This window comes from Corallincola holothuriorum, assembly GCF_003336225.1.
Classification (GTDB): Bacteria; Pseudomonadota; Gammaproteobacteria; order Enterobacterales; family Neiellaceae; genus Corallincola; species Corallincola holothuriorum.
The window spans coordinates 415,900-439,506 of sequence record NZ_QPID01000003.1 but is presented as its reverse complement, the minus strand read 5'-3'; the positions used below and the strand labels follow the sequence as shown (position 1 = coordinate 439,506).

24 protein-coding genes are annotated in these 23,607 nt (G+C 50.1%); 7 read left to right on the top strand and 17 right to left on the bottom strand.

Annotated features, from left to right (window positions below; all coding sequences use genetic code 11):
• Positions 1-547: 547 nt before the first annotated feature.
• On the top strand, positions 548-1,030 hold the full coding sequence (locus DU002_RS07545) for an RNA recognition motif domain-containing protein (RefSeq protein WP_114337752.1): 483 nt from the start codon (positions 548-550) through the stop codon (positions 1,028-1,030).
• A 25-nt stretch (positions 1,031-1,055) separates the two neighbouring features.
• Here the strand turns inward: DU002_RS07545 and murI are convergent, their stop codons facing one another.
• Complete coding sequence (gene murI, locus DU002_RS07540) at positions 1,056-1,862, bottom strand: glutamate racemase (protein ID WP_114337751.1); 807 nt, start codon at positions 1,860-1,862, stop codon at positions 1,056-1,058.
• 136 nt (positions 1,863-1,998) lie between these two features.
• Complete coding sequence (locus DU002_RS07535) at positions 1,999-3,417, bottom strand: hypothetical protein (RefSeq protein ID WP_114337750.1); 1,419 nt, start codon at positions 3,415-3,417, stop codon at positions 1,999-2,001.
• A 225-nt stretch (positions 3,418-3,642) separates the two neighbouring features.
• On the opposite strand from DU002_RS07535, the gene trmA reads away from it, so the two are divergent.
• Positions 3,643-4,740 carry a tRNA (uridine(54)-C5)-methyltransferase TrmA gene (gene trmA / locus DU002_RS07530; protein WP_114337749.1) on the top strand — a complete coding sequence of 366 codons (1,098 nt, stop codon included), beginning with the start codon at positions 3,643-3,645 and terminating at the stop codon, positions 4,738-4,740.
• A gap of 5 nt (positions 4,741-4,745) precedes the next feature.
• Here trmA and fabR read toward each other — a convergent pair whose 3' ends face one another.
• Positions 4,746-5,357, bottom strand: a complete 612-nt coding sequence (gene fabR / locus DU002_RS07525) for an HTH-type transcriptional repressor FabR (RefSeq protein WP_114337748.1) — start codon at positions 5,355-5,357, stop codon at positions 4,746-4,748.
• Positions 5,358-5,503: 146 nt separating this feature from the next.
• Here fabR and DU002_RS07520 point away from each other — a divergent pair, with 146 nt between their 5' ends.
• The 3 genes from DU002_RS07520 to sthA all read left to right on the top strand — a co-directional run bounded on the left by DU002_RS07520 (position 5,504) and on the right by sthA (position 9,346).
• Positions 5,504-6,631 carry an acyl-CoA desaturase gene (locus DU002_RS07520; protein WP_114337747.1) on the top strand — a complete coding sequence of 376 codons (1,128 nt, stop codon included), beginning with the start codon at positions 5,504-5,506 and terminating at the stop codon, positions 6,629-6,631.
• Between the two features lie 96 nt (positions 6,632-6,727).
• Entirely contained in the window at positions 6,728-7,768 is a 1,041-nt protein-coding gene (gene selD, locus DU002_RS07515; RefSeq protein WP_165569659.1) for a selenide, water dikinase SelD, read from the top strand.
• Between the two features lie 138 nt (positions 7,769-7,906).
• Positions 7,907-9,346: a Si-specific NAD(P)(+) transhydrogenase gene (sthA, locus tag DU002_RS07510; protein ID WP_199405190.1), complete on the top strand. Its 1,440-nt coding sequence runs from the start codon at positions 7,907-7,909 to the stop codon at positions 9,344-9,346.
• A 67-nt stretch (positions 9,347-9,413) separates the two neighbouring features.
• Here the strand turns inward: sthA and cysQ are convergent, their stop codons facing one another.
• Positions 9,414-10,223 carry a 3'(2'),5'-bisphosphate nucleotidase CysQ gene (gene cysQ / locus DU002_RS07505; RefSeq protein ID WP_114337745.1) on the bottom strand — a complete coding sequence of 270 codons (810 nt, stop codon included), beginning with the start codon at positions 10,221-10,223 and terminating at the stop codon, positions 9,414-9,416.
• 2 nt (positions 10,224-10,225) lie between these two features.
• Positions 10,226-10,789 carry an ADP compounds hydrolase NudE gene (gene nudE / locus DU002_RS07500; protein WP_114337744.1) on the bottom strand — a complete coding sequence of 188 codons (564 nt, stop codon included), beginning with the start codon at positions 10,787-10,789 and terminating at the stop codon, positions 10,226-10,228.
• A 119-nt stretch (positions 10,790-10,908) separates the two neighbouring features.
• Between nudE and yrfG the strand changes: the two genes are divergently transcribed.
• Positions 10,909-11,580 (top strand): GMP/IMP nucleotidase, encoded by a 672-nt coding sequence (gene yrfG / locus DU002_RS07495; RefSeq protein WP_114337743.1) that lies wholly within the window; start codon positions 10,909-10,911, stop codon positions 11,578-11,580.
• A gap of 21 nt (positions 11,581-11,601) precedes the next feature.
• Here the strand turns inward: yrfG and DU002_RS07490 are convergent, their stop codons facing one another.
• From DU002_RS07490 to gspC, 12 genes are read right to left on the bottom strand one after another with little or no spacing between them, the layout of a single operon-like run.
• Positions 11,602-12,363 (bottom strand): type II secretion system protein N, encoded by a 762-nt coding sequence (locus DU002_RS07490; protein WP_114337742.1) that lies wholly within the window; start codon positions 12,361-12,363, stop codon positions 11,602-11,604.
• Positions 12,364-12,367: 4 nt separating this feature from the next.
• Positions 12,368-12,850 (bottom strand): type II secretion system protein GspM, encoded by a 483-nt coding sequence (gene gspM, locus DU002_RS07485; RefSeq protein ID WP_114337741.1) that lies wholly within the window; start codon positions 12,848-12,850, stop codon positions 12,368-12,370.
• The gene (gene gspL / locus DU002_RS07480) at positions 12,847-14,067 is read right to left on the bottom strand and encodes a type II secretion system protein GspL (RefSeq protein WP_158537995.1); all 1,221 of its coding nucleotides are present in this window, start codon (positions 14,065-14,067) and stop codon (positions 12,847-12,849) included. The genes gspM and gspL overlap by 4 nt, the downstream gene beginning before the upstream one ends.
• Positions 14,064-15,065: a type II secretion system minor pseudopilin GspK gene (gspK, locus tag DU002_RS07475; protein WP_114337739.1), complete on the bottom strand. Its 1,002-nt coding sequence runs from the start codon at positions 15,063-15,065 to the stop codon at positions 14,064-14,066. The genes gspL and gspK overlap by 4 nt, the downstream gene beginning before the upstream one ends.
• Positions 15,055-15,753 (bottom strand): type II secretion system minor pseudopilin GspJ, encoded by a 699-nt coding sequence (gene gspJ / locus DU002_RS07470; RefSeq protein WP_114337738.1) that lies wholly within the window; start codon positions 15,751-15,753, stop codon positions 15,055-15,057. Before gspJ ends, gspK begins: the two co-directional genes overlap by 11 nt.
• Positions 15,753-16,118, bottom strand: a complete 366-nt coding sequence (gene gspI, locus DU002_RS07465) for a type II secretion system minor pseudopilin GspI (protein WP_114337737.1) — start codon at positions 16,116-16,118, stop codon at positions 15,753-15,755. Before gspI ends, gspJ begins: the two co-directional genes overlap by 1 nt.
• Entirely contained in the window at positions 16,115-16,711 is a 597-nt protein-coding gene (gene gspH / locus DU002_RS07460) for a type II secretion system minor pseudopilin GspH (RefSeq protein ID WP_114337736.1), read from the bottom strand. Before gspH ends, gspI begins: the two co-directional genes overlap by 4 nt.
• A 1-nt stretch (position 16,712) precedes the next feature.
• On the bottom strand, positions 16,713-17,159 hold the full coding sequence (gene gspG / locus DU002_RS07455; RefSeq protein ID WP_114337735.1) for a type II secretion system major pseudopilin GspG: 447 nt from the start codon (positions 17,157-17,159) through the stop codon (positions 16,713-16,715).
• A 29-nt stretch (positions 17,160-17,188) separates the two neighbouring features.
• Positions 17,189-18,406 carry a type II secretion system inner membrane protein GspF gene (gspF, locus tag DU002_RS07450; protein ID WP_114337734.1) on the bottom strand — a complete coding sequence of 406 codons (1,218 nt, stop codon included), beginning with the start codon at positions 18,404-18,406 and terminating at the stop codon, positions 17,189-17,191.
• A gap of 3 nt (positions 18,407-18,409) precedes the next feature.
• Entirely contained in the window at positions 18,410-19,987 is a 1,578-nt protein-coding gene (gene gspE, locus DU002_RS07445; RefSeq protein ID WP_114337733.1) for a type II secretion system ATPase GspE, read from the bottom strand.
• A 2-nt stretch (positions 19,988-19,989) separates the two neighbouring features.
• Positions 19,990-22,092: a type II secretion system secretin GspD gene (gene gspD / locus DU002_RS07440; RefSeq protein WP_233496444.1), complete on the bottom strand. Its 2,103-nt coding sequence runs from the start codon at positions 22,090-22,092 to the stop codon at positions 19,990-19,992.
• On the bottom strand, positions 22,092-23,006 hold the full coding sequence (gene gspC, locus DU002_RS07435) for a type II secretion system protein GspC (RefSeq protein ID WP_114337732.1): 915 nt from the start codon (positions 23,004-23,006) through the stop codon (positions 22,092-22,094). The genes gspD and gspC overlap by 1 nt, the downstream gene beginning before the upstream one ends.
• A 191-nt stretch (positions 23,007-23,197) precedes the next feature.
• Between gspC and hslR the strand changes: the two genes are divergently transcribed.
• Positions 23,198-23,596 (top strand): ribosome-associated heat shock protein Hsp15, encoded by a 399-nt coding sequence (gene hslR, locus DU002_RS07430; protein ID WP_114337731.1) that lies wholly within the window; start codon positions 23,198-23,200, stop codon positions 23,594-23,596.
• Positions 23,597-23,607: the final 11 nt, after the last annotated feature.

The following is a 23,607-nucleotide window of genomic DNA, read 5'->3' as shown; positions in this document are numbered from 1 at the left end:
ACTCAACTTATTACTTACATGTATTTCTACATGGTCGCTTACGTTTCGTTGAATAATCTTTGATTACTTCAACACCCGTGAGCGCCCACACAGATTGTCTGACCAAATTGTTAAAGAACGATGCTGTTGCATCTCGCCAAACCTTAGCTTGGCTGCCCGGTCAACTCATTCGTTGTCCGCGGCAAGGGCTGCGCATTCTACGCTTCTGAGCCCCGCTGTCAACCCAGTAAAAACATCTTTTTTACTAAGTGACCAGAAGAAAGATAAAAACTTAAACCGTTCGTTTCTTCCCCCTGCCTCGCCCTGAGCGAGTGAGGCGGCATTATAGGCACCTTAATCCTACCGTCAACGCTTTTTTTATGTGATCTAGTTCAAGTGGTCAGTTCTTGTGCAAACCAGCAAAAATGAGAGCCATGTTTAAATTTTGTAACAACAGCAGCAGTTAATGTAGGGCAAAGCTGGTTGATAGTCAGAAAGCCCGTTAGTATCAAAAATCTTACTTTTTGCCTTCAAACGTTTAGTTATTACAACATTGAGTACAAATGCAATGAATGCAGTTAATTTTATCAAGTCTCTCCTCTTTAGTGCCGCATTGGCCTTATTAGGATATCTCGCAGTACAGTTTCTAAATATTCAAATCAGTGGCAGTGTTTTGTTTGCCGCTGGCCTTGTCATTGGTGGCGTTGTTGTTCCATTGTTTTTGCCAAGCCATAGCGCTGATGACATTGATGATGAAGAAGACGATGAAGACCATCATGTCGAGCCAGGTGAAGTTAAAACCCTTTACGTGGGAAATCTTCCCTACCGTGCGAATGAAGCCGCCGTGCGCGAATTATTTGAGAAGTACGGCAAAGTGTTTTCGGTACGCCTAATGAAAGATCGTCAAACTGGCCGTCGTAAAGGTTATGGTTTTGTCGAGATGAGCCAAGCGGATGCAAGTAAAGCGGTGACCGCGCTGAATGACAATGAGTTCCAACAGCGAACGTTGAAAGTACGTGAAGCTAAGGAACGTAAAGACGAAGATACCTAATCGATATTAGGTACACAAAAGCCGGCTAAGTTAGCCGGCTTTTTATTACCTGTATTTGTGTCAAACCAGCCAATAAGAAAGATGACCATTGCTGAGCTAGACGCTGATCTTGTTTCGTCACCCATAACGTCCTCTCTTTGACATCCAACTTTGCTGTGTTCGCCGCCGGTAGCAACAAATTTGTCACGCGTCTAGCGATCGCTTCACCGCTATCAATGCAATGGGCTGCAGGCAAGCATTCGATGATTTCTGTTGCCAGCAGCGGAAAATGGGTACAACCAAGAACAATGGTATCTGGACCATCACCTTGCGACCATGGCGCAAGGATCTCCGCTAGCCGTGGTAAATTCACAGCTCTTCCGGCTAACTTGTCCTCAGCCATCCCCACCAATTCACTGTTTCCAATCCGCGAGATACGACAATCTGCGGCGAATTCGTCGATCAACGCCTGTGTATAGGCTCGAGCCACGGTGCCAGGCGTTGCCAGTATACCGATATGCTTATTGCTACTCTGAAAAGCGGCAGGCTTAATCGCTGGCACGACACCAACAACGGGCAGGTCAAGTTGCTTCCGCAGCGTTGGCAACACTAAAGTGCTGGCTGAGTTGCACGCCACTACGACTAAAGCGGGATTAACCTGCGCAACCACCTGCATAATCAGGTCACATGCTCGTCGGATCAGCGTCGAATCGTCAAGCTCACCATAAGGCTGCCCTTCATTATCCATCAAGTAGTGACAGGTTAGTTCTGGGTAAGCCAAACGGATCGCTTGCCAAACTGACAATCCACCCACGCCAGAATCAAATACTAATATTGGTTGTCTCAGTGACATCGCTTATCGTGACCAGAGGCTGTAAAAAGAAAACCCCACATTGATATGTGGGGTCTCATGGTAAAACCAGACTGAAGAGAATAAAAGTAACCTTTAATACTCGGGGCCCGAACCTGCGCGTTGGCGCACGTACAAACTAGTTAAACCGAACAGACTGGTTAAACTGCTCAAACTTCTCTACTTGTAGCTGCGTTTGGTTTGAGCTCTGCTGACCATTCAGCTGGGCAAAGATAAGCTCCGACACTTCATACATGGCACGCTGTTGAGAGAACTGCTGCTTGAACCCCTCCTCGACTTGCAATAGCCGCGCTTTATAGTCAACGACCTCAGAGGCAGCGGAATTTTGTTGTGCGAATCCTGTACCCGGACTATAGGTATCGTTATCCTCTTGCGAAGCGTTTGTTGCGCTGGCCACTGCGGCTTCTATCGCACCACTTTGATATTGATCTGCCAGCTCGGATAGATCCCCAACCAACCCTGCAACCTCGCCAGTCTGCTGGCTGCTCTCAGTGCCATTCACCGCGTAATAGAATTGAGCGCTGCCACTATAGCTATAACTTGCCTGAAACTGGCCATTGCCAGACTGCATATTCATTGATGCAGAGAAGGAGAACTGACTGCTGGCCATCATGCTATAGCTGCCTACACCAACCGCTCCAGGTAAGCTCTGCAAAAACTGCTGCAACATAGATAAGGGTGAGAGGGGCTGACTAGAGGTTGAAGTCTCTGCACTGGTGTCAACTTCTGCTTGCGGAAGAACGGCTACAGCTGCCTCTTCTTGATTCCCTGTGGGGCGCTCTGCGACTGCAACAGCTTCAGGCTGAGACTCAGAAACTAGGGATGGCGTTGGCGCTATCTCTTTGCTTTCCAAAGCTGATTGCTGTGGTTGATTATTGCCGACATTGGTCTGGCTGAAATACTGCTGACTACTGAAGCTCATATTCACTTCACTACCGTTACTGCTCATATTAAAGCTGGCAGTTTGATAGCTCACCGTTTGCATTTGCACAGGCGCTTGGGGAGCAGTGGGTTGCACCGGTTCATTCAATGCTTGTCGAAACTGCTTAAGCGAACCAGAAAATGCTTTCCATTCACCCTGCAAGGTATGGCGCATATCGCGATCGAACAAACCGCTCTCTTTTAGATCGCTTCTCGCTTCTTTAAAGGCCGAACGGACATCCCGGCGTAACTCACGGTATTCTGCCCTTAGCTCTTTCCTACTGGCACCGTCTGATTGCGCTTGGTACAGCTTGGCGGTTAGTGCTTGTAGTTTCTTCGAACTTTCAGTGGCATAAGCGGAGGCGGGTTCCGTCGCAACCGCCGGAAAGCGCTCACTTAAAGATTGACTTAGCGCTTTATCAACGCGCGCAGCTTTAGCCTGCGGCTCAACTAGTGGAGACTGAGCAACGGCAGCTGGCAATGGCTGCGCTGATGGTAAACTAGCCAGGGGGCGAGTCGGTTGAGTAGAAGCTGTTGCGGAATAGTTCTGCTGATAACTCAGCTGATCACGATTTGTAGATAAGTTGCTGAAGAGTTGTTGATTGAACTGAAACATAATGAGGTCCTATCCGTTTATTCTATCGATATGCGTACCTCCTAATCGCCTCTGAACTCTCTATCGGCTCAGCAAGATTAAACTTGACTGTTTTTTGACCATTTTAATTTTGCTCATCTAAGCTCTAATGCAGGTTTTTTTGACTCTGCCGCCAGTTTGCCTAAAATTTGCGCCCCCTATCAGAGAGCTTCGCTGTCAAAACGGCAGTGACCAATGGAGTAGCCAATGGCTGAGTTATCCTTTTCCCGATCCGAATACGATGCCCAGCTAGCGGACAAAAGTCGTTGGTTAACAGAGACCTTTAACCGCTTTTCGCCACCCACATTGGAACTATTTGCTTCAGCGCCTAGTCACTATCGGATGCGCGCTGAATTTCGGGTCTGGCATGATGGGGACGATCTTGACTACATCATGTTTGATAAGGGCACCCGTAATCACTACAAAGTGACAAGCTTTCCGCAAGCGTCTCAACTTATTAATGAGCTGATGACCGCATTGCTAAACGAGATCAAAGGGCAACCGATACTCCGCCGGAAACTATTTCAGGTAGACTTTCTCTCATCTCAAACCGGTGAAGCGACCATCTCCCTGCTTTATCACCGTCAGTTAGACACTGAATGGGAAGCGGCGGCAACACAGTTACAGCAAACCCTACAGCACCATGGCAAAGTTGAACTTATCGGCCGCGCACGCAAACAAAAAATCGTCTTAGCCCGTGACTATGTGATGGAAACGCTCACTGTCGGCGATAAGCCGTTTCACTACCAACAGATAGAAAACAGTTTCACTCAACCCAATGCAGGGGTCTGTGAAAAGATGCTTAATTGGGCGGTCGATACCACCAAAGAGATGTCAGGGGACCTGCTCGAACTCTACTGTGGTAATGGCAACTTCACTCTGCCTCTGGCACAGAACTTCCGTAAAGTGCTGGCTACCGAGATAGCCAAACCTTCAGTGGCATCCGCACAATTGAATATGAAGTTGAATCAGGTCGATAATGTCACCGTGATCCGCATGTCTAGTGAAGAGTTCACCGAGGCGATGGCTGGACGAAAATTTAATCGTTTGGCGGGTGTCGACCTCAGTAGCTACGAATGTAATACCATTTTTGTCGATCCCCCCCGTTCAGGCCTAGATCCAGAGACGGTCAATCTAGTACGGGGCTACGACAATATTCTGTATATCTCCTGTAACCCAGAAACCTTAGCGGAAAACCTGGAGCAGTTAATCGAAACCCACGAGATCAGCCGTTTCGCATTATTTGATCAATTTCCTTACACCCACCATTGCGAAGCTGGCGTTCTACTCACTCGCCGCCAATAAGCAGGTTACTCGATCTCATCCGATCTGAAACTGGCTGCCCCACGGGCAACCAGTTTCAACTGTTTTATCACACGCTCGGTCAGCACAGGTAACTGATCTTTAGGCAGATCAAGTGCATCCGCACCGGCACTAAACACCAGAGTAACCATCGCCTCAGCCTGCACATTGACATCCGCCGAACGCCCTCCCACCTGCAACATCAGATAGTGCGCCAGCTCTTCAATAAAATGCTGGATCTCGCGTGCTACCGCGGCCCGAAAAGAGGCCGAAGTGCCGGAACGTTCACGCAGTAACAAACGGAAAACATTGGGGTTCTCAGTGACAAACTCCATGAAAGTTTCCACAGAGGTTCTGATCACCGAGCCGCCATCCTTAATCCGCTGCCGTGCCTGACGCATCAGCTGTCGCAGGGTCAAACCTGCGCTATCCACTAAGGTTAAACCGAGCTCATCCATATCCCGGAAGTGGCGATAAAAAGAGGTGGGAGCGATACCGGCCTCCCGTGATACTTCACGCAGACTCAGGCTGGCAAAGCTTACTTCCGCACTGAGTTGTGACAAGGCCGAATCAACTAGTGCCTGTCTTGTTTTTAACTTTTGTTCTGCCCGAACGCCCACGAACGCCCCTTGTTTGTCAATTTACACTGCCATCTTCATCCCCATCATACCCAAGGCAGGATCATATAAGAATGGTTGCATTAGGGAACAGGCGAGATAGAATCAGCGTACAACTGTACGCTGAAAATAAACATGAGTACCCAATAATGTCAGTTTCACCTAAACCACCACTGATATGGACTAATATCCTGCTATTTTCTTTAACTCTACTGGGAGCTTTGATCCTAGTTCCAGCTTGGGGTGTTTATCACGGCTTCGGCCTCGCGGAAGTGGTCGGCTGTATTTTACTACTTGGCTATTCAGGAATATCTATCACGGCGGGTTATCACCGCTTATGGTCACACAAGACCTACGAAGCGCACCCTGTCCTGAAAGTAATATTCGCTATTGGTGGCGCATTTGCTCTACAAAACAGTGCCCTGCACTGGAGCTCTGATCATCGGGTGCATCATCGCCATGTCGACAATAATGAGAAAGATCCCTACTCCGCCGGACGCGGCTTCTGGTACAGCCATATCGGCTGGATGTTGCGCGAGTATCAAGGCGACAGTTATGACGACTACCGTAATGTTCGTGATCTCACCCGCGATAAGGTCGTGATGTGGCAACACAAGTATTACCTCCGCCTAGTGCTCGCCACCAATATCGGTATTCCAGTCATCTTTGGTCTGTTTAGTGGTGACGTGATCGGCGCTTTCCTGATGTGTGGGTTACTGCGACTGGTACTTAGCCACCATTTCACTTTCTTTATCAACTCATTGGCGCATATCTGGGGCAAGCAAACCTACACCGATAAGAACAGTGCGCGCGATAACGGTTTTCTCGCCTTTTTAACCTATGGCGAAGGCTATCATAATTTTCATCATCTGTTTGAATACGATTACCGGAATGGCATTCGTTGGTGGCAATTTGATCCCACCAAATGGTTAATCAAAAGCTGCAGTTGGCTTGGTTTAACCCGTAAATTGAAAAAAAGCCCGGAAGAGCGGATCCAAGCGGCACGTTATCATATGCAGCTACAACGCCTGCAAAGCCGATTACAAGGGCGTAGTAATACCGAGCAATTGATTGCTAAAACTCAAGCGGAGTATGAAGAGTTGCTGGCTAAGCTGAACGCCTTCTACAGTACTCGTAAGCGTTTACTTGACCTAAAGAAGCGACGCATGCTGAAACGCTATGAGCAAAGTGAACTAGTGACACAGTGTCGAGAGCTACAACAACGCTGGTTGGCCCAACATAAACAGTGGCGCCAACTCACTGCCCAGTATGCCTAACTAAACAAGTGCGGAAATCAGTAATAGTTGATTTCCGCACTTGTCATCAATCCGCGCACCGTTATCCTTAACCGATTGTGATAACTAGGCATACGTTTGATGGAATCGATTAAACTCACCGAATACAGCCACGGCGCAGGTTGCGGCTGCAAGATCTCCCCGGCGGTATTAGACACCATTCTCCACAGTCAGCTTGCCCTGCCGTCTGATCCTAAGCTATTAGTCGGCAATCAGAGCAAAGACGATGCCGCCGTTTATGATTTAGGCGACGGCCGCGGCGTTATCAGTACCACTGATTTTTTTATGCCGATAGTCGATGATCCCTTTACCTTCGGCCGTATTGCAGCCACTAATGCCATCAGCGACGTCTACGCCATGGGTGGCAAACCGCTAATGGCGATCGCTATTCTTGGCTGGCCGACGGCGAAATTGCCGCCAGAGGTTGCCGCCCAAGTCGTTGATGGTGGGCGTCAAGCCTGTGCTGATGCAGGAATATTGCTTGCAGGCGGTCACAGCATTGATGCCCCAGAGCCTATTTTTGGTTTAGCTGTCACCGGCGAGGTGCCACTAAGCCAACTACAGCGCAATGATCAGGCCACTGCCGATTGCCAACTGTTTCTTACTAAACCTTTGGGTATCGGTATTCTCACTACTGCCCAAAAACAGAAAAAGCTGCGTAGCGAAGATGAGTTGATCGCCATTGATGCCATGTGCCAACTCAACAGCTTAGGCTATCAGTTAGCGCAGATGGACGGTGTCACCGCAATGACCGATATCACGGGATTTGGCCTGCTAGGTCACCTAATTGAGATCTGCGAAGGCAGCGGCGTACGTGCGGAGATCGAGCTTGCCCAGGTACCACTACTGGCACAGGTAGAGTTCTATCGCAGTCAAGGCTGTGTTCCCGGCGGTACCGAGCGTAACTTCGCCAGCTATGGTGATAAAGCCACGCGATTAACCGAACTGCAGCGGCAGCTACTCTGCGATCCACAAACCAGTGGTGGCCTGCTAATTGCGGTAACGCAGGAGCAAAGTGACGCGGTTGCAGCCGTATTGGCGCAACATCATATGCCAGCACAAGCAATTGGCCGGTTACTGGCTGCAGATAATAGTCAGCCCCTAGTGTCAGTAAATTAGCCGATATTGGCCACAAATTAGCGCTCGTTGTCGTGAGTTTCCGTCATTTGGGCGCTTTTTATGCTGTTTGCACTTTAGTCGGCCTGCAGGGATCGGTAACATAGGCGTTCTCTGCGGCCAATAAGAAGCATACTCGCTGTGACAAAACAAAAAGCCTCTCCTACGACACCCTGTGAAGAAATTGAAAACAACCACTACGATGCGATCATCATCGGCTCAGGTCCGGGAGGTGAAGGTGCTGCGATGAACTTAAGCAAACGCGGCCAGCGAGTCGCCGTTGTTGAGCGCCATCAAGATGTCGGTGGGGGCTGCACCCATTGGGGAACGATCCCGTCAAAAGCACTACGCCACTCGGTTTCCCGCCTGATCGATTTCAATAACAGTCCACTGTTTGTCGAAGGTTTCCATAAGCCGCGCGCCTGGACCTTTGATCAGATTTTGAAGCAAGCGGCGTCTGTCGTCACCAAGCAGACCCGAATGCGTGCCGGGTTTTACAACCGCAATGATGTTGATGTGATCCATGGCTGCGCCGAGTTGGTTGATCGCAATACTGTTAAGGTGGTTGTTGAGGGCGGTACCGAAACAATCACGGCTGACAAACTTCTGTTGGCCCCGGGCTCTCGCCCCTATCGCCCCGCTGATATCGATTTTTCTCACCCACGGGTCTACGACAGCGACACTATTTTAAATCTCACCCACCACCCACGGCATATCATCATTTATGGGGCAGGCGTGATCGGCTGTGAATACGCATCCATCTTCCGCGGACTGGACTGTAAAGTAACTCTGATCGATAGCCGCGAACGGTTACTCTCTTTTCTTGATGTTGAGATCTCCGACGCACTGAGCTATCACTTGCGCTCCTCCGGTGTGATGATCCGTCACAACGAAACCTACGCCAGTGTTGTCGGTGAAGATCATGGTGTGGTGGTGAACTTCGAATCAGGGAAACGATTAAAAGCTGATGCCTTGCTGTTTGCCAACGGCAGAACCGGTAATACCGATACGCTGAAACTAGACAAGGTTGGCCTCAAAGCCAATCACCGAGGTCAACTGGAAGTGAATGAACACTACCAAACCAGCGTTGAGAATATCTACGCGGTTGGTGATGTGATCGGTTATCCCAGCTTAGCCAGTGCCGCCTACGACCAGGGCCGGATCGCCGCCGATGCCATCGTTGATGGCAAAGCAGAAGCGAAACTAATAGGAAATATTCCCACCGGGATCTACACCATTCCTGAAATTAGTTCAGTAGGAAAAACTGAGCAGGAGTTAACCGCAGCGAAGATCCCATACGAGATCGGTCAGGCACACTTCTCTAGCTTGGCTCGCGCACAGATCGCCAACGCTGGCGTTGGCTGTTTGAAGTTACTTTTCCATCGCGAAACTAAGCAAATCCTTGGCATTCACTGTTTCGGTGTGAACGCATCTGAGATCCTGCATATCGGTCAGGCAATCATGGAGCAAGAAGGTGACGCAAATACCATCGAGTATTTTGTCCGTACCACCTTCAACTACCCGACGATGGCTGAAGCCTATCGTGTTGCGGCGCTCAACGGCTTAAACCGACTGTTTTGATGACCTGCTCAATCAAAAAAACCGCTGACTATCAGCGGTTTTTTTTGTCTCGTCAGATCGTCACTGGTTAACTCTTTAACATGCAGCTCCAAGGCAATGACTCGTCCCCCAAGACAATGAAATTCGGGTTCTCCAACGATTCGCGTTCATTGTAGCTAAGCGGGTTGAGGGCAAGGTCGAGAATGCGCCCCCCTGCTTCATCGACAACACATTGTGCCGCACCAGTGTCCCACTCTCCGGTAGGACCAATACGCAGATAACAGTCTGCAACGCCCTCGGCAACCATACAGCTTTTCAGTGTACTACTGCCAAAGGGAATGAACTCGGCCTGCACATCCTCGTGCAGACGATCAGTGATCAACTCAAGGTTTTGCCGACGGCTGACAGCGACCCGCAAAGAGTAAGGCTGCTGCGGTGACAACTTAGTGGCTTTGATTGCCTGAGTATCGCCGTTTTGACACTTAAAAGCGCCATGACCACGGGTAGCAAAATAGGTTATCCCTGATACCGGCGCATGAACCACACCCAGTGTGGGTACACCACCGACGATCAGTGCGACGTTCACGGCAAAATCGCCACTTCCTGCAATAAATTCACCAGTACCATCTAGAGGATCAATGAGCCAATACTTGTCCCAGTGGCAACGCTTGTTAAAACCAACGTCTGTGACCTCTTCCGATAAGATTGGAATATCAGGGGCTAAAGCCGTCAAACGTTTGATAAGTAAATCATTAGCTTTCAGATCAGCTGTCGTTACCGGCGTTTCATCCTGTTTAGTAAGCTTTTCGAACCGTCCCTGCTGATAGATATCAACTATCAAATTGCCGGCTTCGACCGCCATCGCCCGTACATCATTGAGCAGTGCAATCGGCTCCATTGTTACCTCTTCTGTTGCAGCCATTGATGCGCCAAATAAACCGCAGCAATACTGCGAGCTTCACAAAACTCTTCCTGTTGAACCAAGCCCAGCATATCCGAGACCGGCCAATATACCCGTTCCAGCGGCTCAGGTTCATCGCCCTGTAGCTGCTCTGGATACAGATCTTGCGCCAACAAGATAGTCATCTGACTGCCAAAATAAGCGGGGGCCATGGTCAACGTCTTGAGCCTGGTCAACTGTTGGCAACCAAAACCTATCTCTTCTTTCAATTCTCGATCTGCAGCCTGTTCCGGCGTCTCACCTGGGTCAATCAGACCTTTGGGAAAGCCTAGCTCATAACTGTCTGTTCCGGCAGCATATTCACGAACAAGGATTAAGTTGTCGCCCGATATGGGGATCATCATCACAGCCCCTCGTCCGCTGCCCTGCATCCTTTCATACTCACGGCGCGCACCGTTGGAGAAAGCCAGATCCAACGCTTCAATGGTGAATAGGCGACTTTGGGCGACGACGCGTCGCGCGAGTACCTTGGGTTTTTGCCTTTTCGGAGGTTCCTGGCTCATTACCGACTCATTATTAAGGGCTGATATTCATATCAAGATTTAGACGCTAGGATTACACTAGCGGCGAACTGCCATCGTGCCAACATTTTTTGTACCAGACAGGGCTACGGAAGAGAAAAATGCTGAATTGGAAAGAGATTGACACTGTTTTACTCGATATGGATGGCACATTACTGGATCTCCACTTTGATAATCACTTTTGGCTAGAGCACCTACCAAAGCGCTACGCTGAAGAGAAAGGGCTCTCTCAGGCAGAAGCGAGTAACACGCTATTGAACGCATATCATGAAGTGCGCGGCTCACTGCAGTGGTACTGCCTCGACTATTGGCAGGCACGTTTGCAGATGGATATTGTGGCGATGAAGCGCGAAGTAGCCAACAGGATCAGCTTACGCCCCGATACCCTGCCCTTTCTTGCCGCGCTAAAAGAAACTGGCAGAGCCGTGATCTTGCTAACTAATGCCCACCCTGACAGTCTTTCGCTAAAAGTCGAGAAAACGCAACTGGACCAACATCTGGACCTACTGCTGAGTAGCCACAGTTTTGGTGCAGCAAAAGAGGAGCAAAAGATGTGGCAAGCATTGCAGAAAAAAATCGGTTTTGACCGCGCCACTACACTATTCGTTGATGACAGTGTCAGTGTGCTAAATGCCGCTCGCAAATACGGCATAGCCCACCTGTTAGCCGTAGCCAACCCCGACAGTCAGAAGCAACCCGCGCTGATCCCTAACTACCAAAATATCAAAGACTATCGGCAACTGCTGAGCGCGATCCGGGCAACCCCCAGATAAAGGGGGCACAGTTTTTAACGACTATAGACCCAACTTGGTGTCGAACTCTATCTTCAACCCTTCGGGGGTTTTGTCGCTCAAGAATTCTAGGCCTTCGCGCAGATCTTTTGGCAAAGTTCGATCCGGCTGCATCAGCAGTGACCCAACGGCACGTTCACGATCAGGCAACTTCAATTCACCCGTCAAGTTTAGCGGGCTCTGGCTACCATCAATGACACCGACCACCTGGCCGTCAACACAACTCAATGTGACATGAAATAGACCCAATGGTGCAGGGTTCTTCAGCAATCGATTACTGAACATCGCTTCTTCCCAGTAGATATCTCCTTTCAGGGATTCACACCAAGGGAGCCCATGTTCGAAACGATCAATCGCGTAGCGGAAACGGCCATCTAAACGACTACCTCCTGGTAGATTCGCCAAACTATCGACAAATTTGCCCGGCACTTCCAAGTAGCCGTTATAAATTGAGATACCACTTGTTTCGGCAACGAGATCGACTCTGCCATTTATCTCTGAGTTACGATCACCGAACTGTACGTTGGCTTTCACTTGCCCCAGCAACAGCGGCCATGGCGATAAATCCCAGCGTACCTTTTCCAACACAATACGACGCTCTCTAACCACAGCCACATCGCCTTTCCAGACGGTACCGCTGACGCCTTGCAGGACCACATCATCAGGTAAGGGCAGCCAGTTCACCAGCAATGCTGCGGGAAGGGTGGCTATTAAGAAAACCAAATACAGGCAACCAGCAATGATGCCTCGGCGTAACCAAATCACGTCATTATCCCCTTCTTAATTGCAAACGACGGATCCGAACCACGCCGGTTTCCTGCTCTGACGTCAAATCAAGGCTGCCGACGTCAATCCCATACTGTTGTTTCAATATCTGTAGCCAACGCAAAAAATCATTAAAAGCAACGCGATCGATCCACACCTGGAGATCTTCCCCCTGAGGTTGAATGCGAGCAATAACGACTTTCTGTGCCTTCGCGGTTCGGTTAACAATCGACGATAACGAGCCGCTACGAACATTTCCCTTACCTGTGCTGGCACGCAGGTTAACAACCTCAACCGCTGCACGTTTCATTTCGGCCAAGCGGCTCTCTGCCGAACTCAGCGCCTGTTGCTCATCAGCAACGGCATTATTTAATGGTGACCACAAGCCCCAATAGAAGATAGCGACAACGACGGCAACAGCCGCCATCGCCAGCAACTGCTTTTCTCTGACATCAAGCCCATCAAGATAAGTCTTTAGTGCATTCATTGCTTACCTCTTATCGTCACCGACCCAGTGACTTTGCCATCCTGGTTATTTAACGAACCGATCTCAATGTCAAAACTATCAGGGGCCGCAGCTTTAAACTTTTCAAAATCGGCGAAAGCTTTGCCTTCCGCCTGGATCCGCAGCTCTCGTCTACGACTGTCAAACTTCAGCGATGCAAGGGACATATTAGCGACGTCACTGAAGGGTTTTTCCAACTGCGACAGCATGCTAAATAGGCTGAGATCCGTGGACACACTGCCACCGAGCTCGCCAAGCTTCTGCTTCATAATGGAGCGGGCTTTACTGACCGAAGAAGCTTTCACCTCAGGAAACACCACCTTAAACACTGACAAGGTCTGTTCCTTCGCCAATGCGGTCTGATTACTTAGCCTTAACAGCTGCAGGCCATCTAGCACCATGTTAAGTAATAAACAGACGCCGACCACAATGGCAACCTTGCGCCAGGGTAGCCATCGAGTGTCCACTTCTCGCTTAGCTTCAAAGTCACCCTGCAACAAGTTCCACTTATGGCTTGGCAGATGCTCGGCCAGCAGTTGCATCGGCAACTCTTCTGGCTGACGCTCAATCTGTAAGCCATCAATATCAGCAAAGATCCATGGCTGATAGCTGTTCAACAGCTGCGGCTCTTCACTCTCCTCTCGCGCCGCGATCATGCTCTGCAGGTAAAGCTCTGCATTGTCATGTTCAACAACGATGCCGGCAAATTCATCGGTACGCAGCAGCAGTTGCTGCTCCATATCCAAAGCTGTCCAGCCGTCCTCTTGCCATGGTAAAGCGAGTAGATCAGGCAGTAGCCGCTGGGGCTCAAAATTGGCTTCTCGCAGCCAATCCAACCATTGCGCCATCTTTAAACGGCTGACAACCATGACCTGCTGAACATTGTCTTTTCGCTCACCTAAGGCAAAGTGCAAACTGTCCACATCTTGTGTCAGCTGTTCTTCAAGCATAAATGGCAAGGCTTTGATAACTGCACGCCCCGCTTTTGGCGGCAATGGCACATTATGTAGTCCCACTTCGCTGCTCGGCACCAATACCACGGGCTTGCGCCCCCCAACACGTTCATGGAGTGTTTCCAACTGCTCAACACCAGCGAGCGTTCCAGAAGCGATCACTTCTGAACTGCTGTATGACCAGACCAGCCAATGCACTGGCGCGTCATGTTCGTGGCCTAGTCGGATCACGAGTTGTTCGTTCACTGGGTTCCTCCCAATTGGCGGCGGATCACAACCAATTTGTTGTCCTGCTCACGCTTCAATAGCGATTCCAGTCTAAAAGTGACATCTGCCACTTCCGTTTTTGCCTGTAATAAAAAATAGAAACTGTTCACCGTTAGCGATTCCTTCTGTGCTGCGGTGACATCGCCGGCACCACTGACTTCAGGTTGGCGCCAAAACTCATCAATAGTTTCATAGCCGTTTTTTGGCCGGTTATTAATTAAATCCTGCGCGTCACTTAATGTAAGCCGCGGAGTTAGTGCCGCTTGTAGGAGCAACGCTTGCTCCGCCTTAATCGTATTCACATTTATACGTAACAGCGGATTTTCCGGTACAGCACAAACGTAAGGCCGTACCTTTTCATAAATTTCGGCGGTTATGCCTCTAACCGTCCGCAACTCACTGGCATGTGCCATCAAGCTATTTGCCGCCAGATAGGGCACAGGCATCGATTCGTATTCACTGTCTTCAGCACCGGCACTGGAGGAAACGATTGAGTCTGCATCGAGCCAGTCACGCAGCGCTTCCGCTATCTGCTCCGCTTCATATGCATCCACCCCAACACCTTCTAACAACTCCTGAAACATACGGCTATGGGGCGGCCGGGTCTTGAGTTCTTTCTCCGGCGTTGGACCAGCGACGCTGTTTAAGTTAAAACATGCCTGCTGATCGATGATTTGCCCGCCCAGTGAGCCGCCTTCAACCGGAAACTCATTGCCCTCCTGCGCCCAGTTTTGGCCCAAGTGCACGACATCCTTATCATCCTTAAAGCCCTGGATCAGGATCTTCATCGCAAATTGTTCAGCGCCAATGGCATACCAAAGCCCTTGATTACCATGTATTAGGTTTTCGGCACGGCGCATTTGCAGGCTCAAGCGCTGGGTCATATTAGCTGCAATGATCACCGCCAAAGCCACTACTAACATCACGGTAATAATTGCGACACCACGCTGACGCCGAGGTGAGTGGTTACTTCTCATCTGGAATGCCACCACTGTCACTGTCGCCTATGTCATCTTGGCCACTGTTGCCGCTACCGCCATCGGGGCCTGCGGTTGGCCGATGGGACTTACCATCGCCGGGCAGTAAAAACTTCCGCGTAATTAGGCCAAGCCCTTCAATATCTAGCTCAACGGCAACAGCATGAGGAATATTTTCACTTTCCCAAGGCCGCTGCCAGGTATCTTCCTCGTAAACACTGACTTTAAATCCGTTGACCCCTTCCATAAGGGTCGACTCTTTCGGTTCAGTGCCACTGACTGCATCCGGGTAGATGAAATACAAACGTTGTAACTTATTTTCCTGTACCCGATACGCAATCGACTGCACCGTACTGCGCTGCAACATGGCGTTTGGGTTACGCCAGCCCTGTCGGCTCAGCACCATGCCATCAAACTCACTCTCCAGCAAAAACTCAGCCACCCACATGAACCCCTTGCTCGGTTCACGTTCATCAACACGTACTTGACGACGTGTGGTCTGCATAAGGTCCCGCTCTAGAATGGTCATCACCCGCTGCATCTTCTTCAACTGCGCCGAGCGTTCCCGCGAGATCTCCTCGCTGCGCTGGATATTATTCAGCGTGGTATAGGAAGCGACACCCACCACGGTAAATACCGAGATAGCTACCAACATTTCCAGTAAGGTAAACCCTTTCACCCGCAACATCAGGATTTACTCCGATAGGTCACCACACTGGCCAGAGGCGACTTATCCTTCTCCTCATAAAACACCTCGACACGCACACCGCGCAACTCTTTATCGGGGGTTTCCAGTCCTTGCTGTGTCCAATGCCAGGTATGACCGGCCATCTCCATGGTACCGCGAGTAACCGACAATTTTGGCCACTCTTTCTCCAAGGCGATCTCTGTCATGCGGTTGCTCGCTACCCAAGTCGCCATAGAACTTTGTTCTAAATAAAACAGGCTATTGATATGCCCGGTGGTGGCTTGCGCCAAGCTGATGGCTGCGCTGGCAAAAATAGCCAGCGCCACCAAAACTTCCAGCAATGTCATGCCTCGGCTGTTAATCACGGTCTATCCAAAGGCCCCAATAGTTCGACATTGCCGGTGTCATGACCATTGACGCGAAAAAAAGCGATTTCGTCGTCACTGACATCCTGTAATGACAATAACAAGCTGAACGGAGTCAAATCGCCGCTCGAGAAAATTAGTATTTGCGGTTTGGCGTCTTTATCTTCTTCTCGCTCAATCTCCACCCCTTCAAACATCGAGCCTTGCTTGGTGAGCTTATTTTCCTGCTCCCAAGGCAGGTCATCCAAGGTCAATTCCGCGGTCACGATGTCTGGCCAGGTTCGGGTTGAAAACAACTTGTCATCCTCAATCGGCTGCCATTTCTGCTCATCATCCAAGCGGTAAAATTGATACTGCTTGTCATCAACACGCATGCCGTACTCTTCACCACGCATCAACGCTTGTTCGGCCGCCATTTCTACCAGCGCACTGAAACGCGAAGCTTCCTGCTCCAGCGTTTCCTGCGGACCAGCAAGATTCAACGATAAAACGACACCGACCGAAACCAGCGCCATCAACGCCGTCACCAGCAGCACTTCAAGCAGTGTGAAGCCTTGCGCCGCCAGTCTGCTAGCTGAAGCTCTTATTGCCAATTTACTGGTGATCCTGCAGGTTCCAGTTGCCTATATCTGCAGCCGTACCTTCACCGCCCTCTTCACCATCAGAACCCAATGAATAGAGGTCGATCTTTCCACGCTCACCAGGGCTTTGATACATATACTCATTACCCCAAGGATCTTTAGGCAAACGCTTGATATAGCCATCTTCGCGGTATTTACGCGGCTCAGGTGCACTGGACGGTTTCTCCACCAACGCTTCCAAGCCCTGCTCAGTGGTTGGATAAACAGCGTTATCCAACTTGTACATATCCAGTGTTTGCTCCAGCGCAGTGATATCACTGACTACTTTCTGCTGGTCCGCCTTCTCTTTGTTACCCAGTAGGTTGGGTACCACCAAAGACGCAAGGATCCCGAGGATCACGATCACCACCATCACTTCTAGCAAAGTAAAGCCGGCGTTATTCTTGGAAAAGGTTTTCATCTTGAAAAAGTCCTCTGTGGAAATTGGCGTTAGCCAACGAGATTGTTCAAATTAATAATAGGCTGCAAGATAGCAACCACGATAAACAGTACGACACCTGCCATAGCCACCAGCACCAGAGGGCCTAGCAAGCCCATGGCAACGGTCATCAGGGAGTCAAATTCACGTTCCTGGTTGTCAGCAGCTCGGGTCAGCATCTGTTCCAACTCACCGGAACGCTCGCCCGATGCAATCATATGTAACATCATTGGTGGAAAAAGTTTGGTATCGGTCAATGCCGCCCGCAAGCTGGTACCTTCTCGCACATGCCCGGTAGCATCGTGGGTGGCATTTTTAATGCGTAAATTGGTTAATACATCAGAGGCGATACGCATAGCTTCCAGCAGCGGCACCGACGACGCTGTCAGGATCGCCAAGGTACGTGCATAACGGGCGGTATTCATCCCCCGGATCACCTTACCCAGCACCGGCATAAACAGCTGCCAGCCATGATACTTAAGCTTCCATTTCGGCTGCGCCAACAAACGCTGAACACCCATCATCAATAGGATAGCGGCGACGAAGATGTAAAGGCCGTAGTTAAGTACAAAGTCACTGGCCCCAATAAGGATCTTGGTAGTGGTTGGCAGCCCTTGTCCCATATGCTCAAACTGCGCGACAATTTTTGGCACAACGACAGCCAATAACAGGGTGATCACGCCGGTGGCGATCACCGTCAGCACAATCGGATAAACCAGCGCCTGGATAAGTTTTGAGTTGGTGGCTTGCCGCTGCTCGGTATGATCAGCCAAACGATTAAGTACCGTATCCAGATGGCCGGATTTTTCGCCAGCGGCAACGGTGGCACAAAACAGATCATCGAACACATGGGGAAATTCTTGCAGGCTTTCCGCTAAGGTATGCCCTTCCAGTACTTTACCGCGGACAGCCATCATCATGGTGGAGAGGCGATCTTTTTCGCACTGCTCAGCCACCGCTTTGAGCGACTCTTCCAGGGGCATCGAAGAGGCAACCAAGGTCGCCATTTGTCGCGTAATTAACGCCAGCTCCGGCGCAGAAATCCCTCGTTTAAAACCAAAGCCGCCTTTTTTCTGTTTCTCTTCGGCGGCCTTTGCGTGTACCAGTTCGGTGGGGATCAGTCCCTTGTCACGGAGCATCTGCCGAACTTGGCGGGCGCTGTCTCCCTCCATGACGCCCTTTTTCTGGCGCCCGGCTTTATCGATCGCTTTAAATTCAAATACTGCCACCGATTATTCCTCGCGCGTCACACGCAGAATCTCTTCTAACGATGTTTGGCCAAGCAGCACTTTATCAATCCCGTCCTGGCGAATACTGGGAGTAGACTCGCGTACATACTTTTCAATATGTTGTTCGCCAGCGTCATTGTGGATTAATTCGCGCACTTGCTCATCGACCACTAGCAACTCGTGTATCCCGGTTCGACCACGATAGCCATTATTGTTGCACGCAGGACACCCAGCCGGATGGTAAATGACCTGCTCTGTGGTAGGCGGTAAGCCCATCAACTCGAGTTCAGCGTCAGTGGCTTGTTGCGGCTGCTTACACTCTTTACACAAAGTACGCACTAAGCGCTGTGCTAATACAGCCAACAAACTGGAGCTCAATAGGAACGGAACCACGCCCATGTCCGCCATACGGGTCACGGCGCCAGCAGCGGTATTAGTGTGCAAGGTGGAGAGAACCAAGTGACCGGTCAAACTGGCTTGTACGGCGATCTGGGCGGTTTCCAAATCACGGATCTCACCAATCATCACCACATCAGGATCCTGACGTAAGATAGCCCTTAATCCGCGGGCAAAAGTCATATCAACTTTCGGATTGACCTGAGTTTGGCCAATGCCATCCAGATCGAATTCCACCGGATCTTCTACCGTTAAAATATTGCGGTCTTTACTGTTAATGCGACTGAGACCGGCATACAAAGTAGTACTTTTACCTGAGCCAGTAGGACCGGTGACCAGAATAATACCGTGAGGACGATGGATCAGTTCCTGAAAAATGGAGCGATTACGCTCGGTCATTCCCAACTGTTCTAAGTCCAACTGCGCGGCGTTCTTATCCAGTAATCGCAACACCACGCGTTCACCATGACTTGACGGCATGGTTGATACCCGCACATCAACAGCACGACCACCAATACGTAGTGAAATTCGACCATCTTGCGGCACACGTTTCTCGGCAATATCAAGCTTTGACATAACCTTCACGCGGGAAACCAGAATATTGGCCAATTTACGGTTCGGCCGCAGTACCTCTTTCAACACGCCGTCAATCCGGAAACGAATAATCAGCGAGGTTTCAAAGGTCTCGATATGGATATCCGATGCGCCCTCTTTAATCGCTTCCGACAGCATGGCGTTGATCAGCTTGATGATCGGGGCGTCATCTTCGCCCTCAAGTAGATCCTCTGTTTCCGGCAGCTCATCCGCCAGTGAAAAAAGATCCATTTCACTACCGATATCTTCCATCAGCTGCTGTGCAGCACTGGAGTCACGCTGATAAACCGCGGTTAACATCTGTTCGAAGTCAGCTTCTTCAAGCTGAGTGAAACGCACTGGCGCGGCAGCAAATCGCCGCACTTCGGCCAGGACATCAATCGGTAGCACGCCAGCAAAATGTGCCTGCCAGCCGTCGTGTTGCTGCTCTAAGACCACCTGATTACGTTTGGCATAGGCAAATGGCAACACTAAGCCGGATAGCTCCTGCTCAGATAGCTCTTCACCCAGTTCAGGATCTGCCGCCAACTCATCCAAGGATGGCGCTGGCTGAAGCGCCTCTGACTCTTGTGTTTGATTTAGTTCAGCCATGCTTAATCCTGCTCTTCTAAGCGACGTAGCTCCGCTTCCTGCTCCATACGTTCGCGCATGTAGTCTTCAAAGCTTGGCGGTGGCAGATCGGCGGACTTCCATTCCGGCAGTAATGGCGTATTGGCATCGAGATGACGTAAGCCTTCGTCGTACTTACGCAACTGCTGCGCACGGATGAAGTTGTATTTGCGATTACTGATCTCATTCATCGTCATATCGTCGCGGACAATGGTGGGACGAATAAACACCAACAGGTTACGCTTACGCTTAGTTGTACTGGTGCTGCGGAACAGCTCACCAATCCAAGGAATATCACCCAACAGTGGCACTTTCGAGACGCTCTCTTGCGCGTCTTCATCGATCAAACCGCCGAGCACAATGGTACCGCCATCATCAGCCATCACAGTGGTTTTCAGTTCACGCTTGTTAATGGTGATATCCACTTCCGTGGTACCTGAGATACTCGAGACTTCCTGCTCGATCACTAACTGAACCGCGTTGCCTTCATTAATCTGTGGCGTCACTTTCAACTTCACACCCACTTCCTGACGTTCAATGGTCTGGAACGGGTTGGCATTGTTAGAAGAGGCCGTGGAACCGGTCAATACCGGTACATCCTGACCAACAATGAAATAGGCTTCTTGATTATCCAGGGTGGTAATAGAAGGCGTAGCAAGAATGTTGGAGTTAGTGGTACTACTCACCGCCTGCACCACGGCCGCCCAGTCATCGTTAATCGAACCCACCATGATGCCGTTAATATTGCCTAACACCTGCGCCAGTAAGCTAACGTCACCATCACTCCCTGGCGTTTCGGTCGTTGTTGTGACACCGGTGGTTGGGTCGATTGTCGTCGTCGTGGTGCCATCCTGGCCGCTCTGATACTCACGTTGACCAGCCCAAAGGGAAGATACCGGTGCTTGCGAACCGTTATTCCACTGCATTAAGCCGACATCTTCGGAGAACCATTGCACGCCGAGGTTAATACCATCGCCATCCTGAACTTCAACAATAATCGCTTCCACTAACACCTGGGCACGGCGAATATCCAACGAACGGATCACCCCTTCCAAGGTACGCATCATGTCTGGCTGCGCGGTGATAACCAAGGCATTGCTGTCTTCATGGGCTTCAATAGAGATATTTCGCTGGGAGGTCTTCTTCGCTTTACCACCACCAGAGGCCTCTTGCGCAATGGTGTCACTAACCCCTTTAAGCAAAGCAACCATATCTGGAGATTGAGCGTATTTGAGGTAAAACACCTTGGTGTTACCGTCGGTTTCCAACTCATTATCCAAACGACGGATCAGAGCGACAATACGCTCACGGGCTTTGGGCTCACCTGACACCAGTACACTGTTAGTTCGTTCATCAGCCACCACTTTCGGCTTTAAAAACCCTGGTGTCGTTTCTTTACCGCCAGTCGTTCGCAGCAGGTTATCGGTGATCCGCACCATTTCTGCGGCAGAAGCAAAACTCAACTTAACAATTTCAACTTCCTGGTCACCGGCTTTATCCACCAGTCGAATGATTTCAACCAAGCGATTCACAACCGCGGCACGGCCTGTCAGCATGATCACATTGGATGGGTCGTAGTGCACCACGTTACCGCCGCCAGCGTTATCATTTAGCTGACGTAACAGCGGGGCTAATTCCCTTACTGATACGTTTTTCACCTGCACAACGCGGGTAACGAATTCGTCGCCTTTACCTGGATTGCGATCCCCGACCACAGGAATTGCCGCCGTTTTAGCGTCTTTGTTTTTGATCACCTTCACTATGCCGTTATCCATCTCCACCACGGCGTAGCCATACACTTCGAGTACATTAAGGAAAAACTGGTAATACTGCGGCTCAGTTAACAGATCATAACTGCGAACATTCACCTTTCCGCGTACACCGGGATCAATAATGATGGTCTTATTGAGGTTTTTACCAACAATATTGATAAATTCCTCAATATCCGTGCCCTTAAAGCTGGCGGAATACTCCGCAGCAGAAGCCTGGGCCACAAAGGTGATAACAATGGCTGCAAACACGCCTCGTATTAGCTTGTAGCTTAAACGGAGGTTCTTAGATAACTGCACCTTAACGTCCCTCATCATTACTGTTCACCCGGAAGCGAAAATAAAATCTCATACTGTTGACCATCACGCTCAATCGTTAATGATATCTCGTCCATTTCCGGTAACTCATCCATTACACTCATCGCCTGCCCCATATCGGTCAGGTCAAGTCCATTGATACCAACAGCCAGGTCATTCGGCTGTAAGCCCATGCTTTGAAACATTTCGTGATCTTTACCAGGGTTAACCCGAAAGCCCTTCAGCGCGCCTTCCTCTTTGACCGGCGACACGCGAATATAGTCGGTTAACTTACCTATCAGATCTTCATTACTTTTAGCTGCGTCTTTAGTTTTCCGCAGGCTTTCGGTTAAGCGCCGATTGCGACGTTGATCCACTTGCTGGCGCGGTGTGGCCTTCGGCGGCTTCTTCGCTGCTCGCTCAGTACCACTGTAATCAATACCGGCTAACATCAAGGTCTCATGACTCCCCCGGTTACGCAGGATCACCCTGTCAGGGTGGATCTCGCGCAACGTGGCACTGGTTTTATCAATCTTATCGCCAATAAAATAGGTCGCTTGCTTGCCACCATTTTCGATAATCGCCGCACTGAATTTTACATCCGTACTGGCAACCACACCGGTCAAAGTCAAATTGAGCTTGGTCTCTGGTGCCTTGGTAACTTGTTGCTGCACCTGCGGCTTAACCGCTTGATACTGACCAAACAGGTTCAGCGACAAGATGTTGGAAAGATTGATGCCAGGATCATTGGCACCAAGAGAGCTCACTTGCGGAGGCTGCCACTGCTCGGCATTGGCGCTCACAGGTAATAATGCCCATGTCAGACGTGCAGTTAGGTAAATAAGATAAACCACAAACAGCCAGCAGAGCCAAAACGCTGCAAGCTGGTGGGGAACCTTCTGCCAATAACGCTCAAATTGAGCAACGAAATCCATCCCAAGCCCTTGTAATTGCTTTTATCAATCCAGATCTAACGACTAAAACTTATCTACTGGTGAAAAATGCGCCAAGTTTTTGGCGCAACATCCAGTCCGTGGTTTATATCATATAAATATGGTAGTTTTCGCGCTTCTGCACGTAAACAGTGAAGCCCGTCAATCCCTTAGCCTGTTAGGGTTAACAATAGATGAAGAAAGTACAGTGTGAAACGTACAGTGTCCGCTTGGACAAATGGCTGTGGGCGGCACGCTTTTATAAAACGCGCGCCTTAGCTCGTGACATGGTGCAGGGCGGTAAAGTGCACTACAACGGTCAACGTTGTAAGCCCTCCCGTACGGTAGATGTCGGCGCGGTGCTCACACTCCGGCAAGGGATTGATGAGAAAGAGATCATTGTCGAACAACTGTCCGATCGGCGACGCGGTGCTCCTGAAGCACAATTGCTGTATCGAGAAACAGAAAAGAGTATCAATACTCGCAAACAACGGGCAGAGCTGCGCAAACTGAGCGCAGATCAGATGCCCCACCCTGATCGCAAGCCGGATAAGAAACAGCGCCGCCAACTGCTCAGGGTGAAAAACCAATAATCGTATATCTG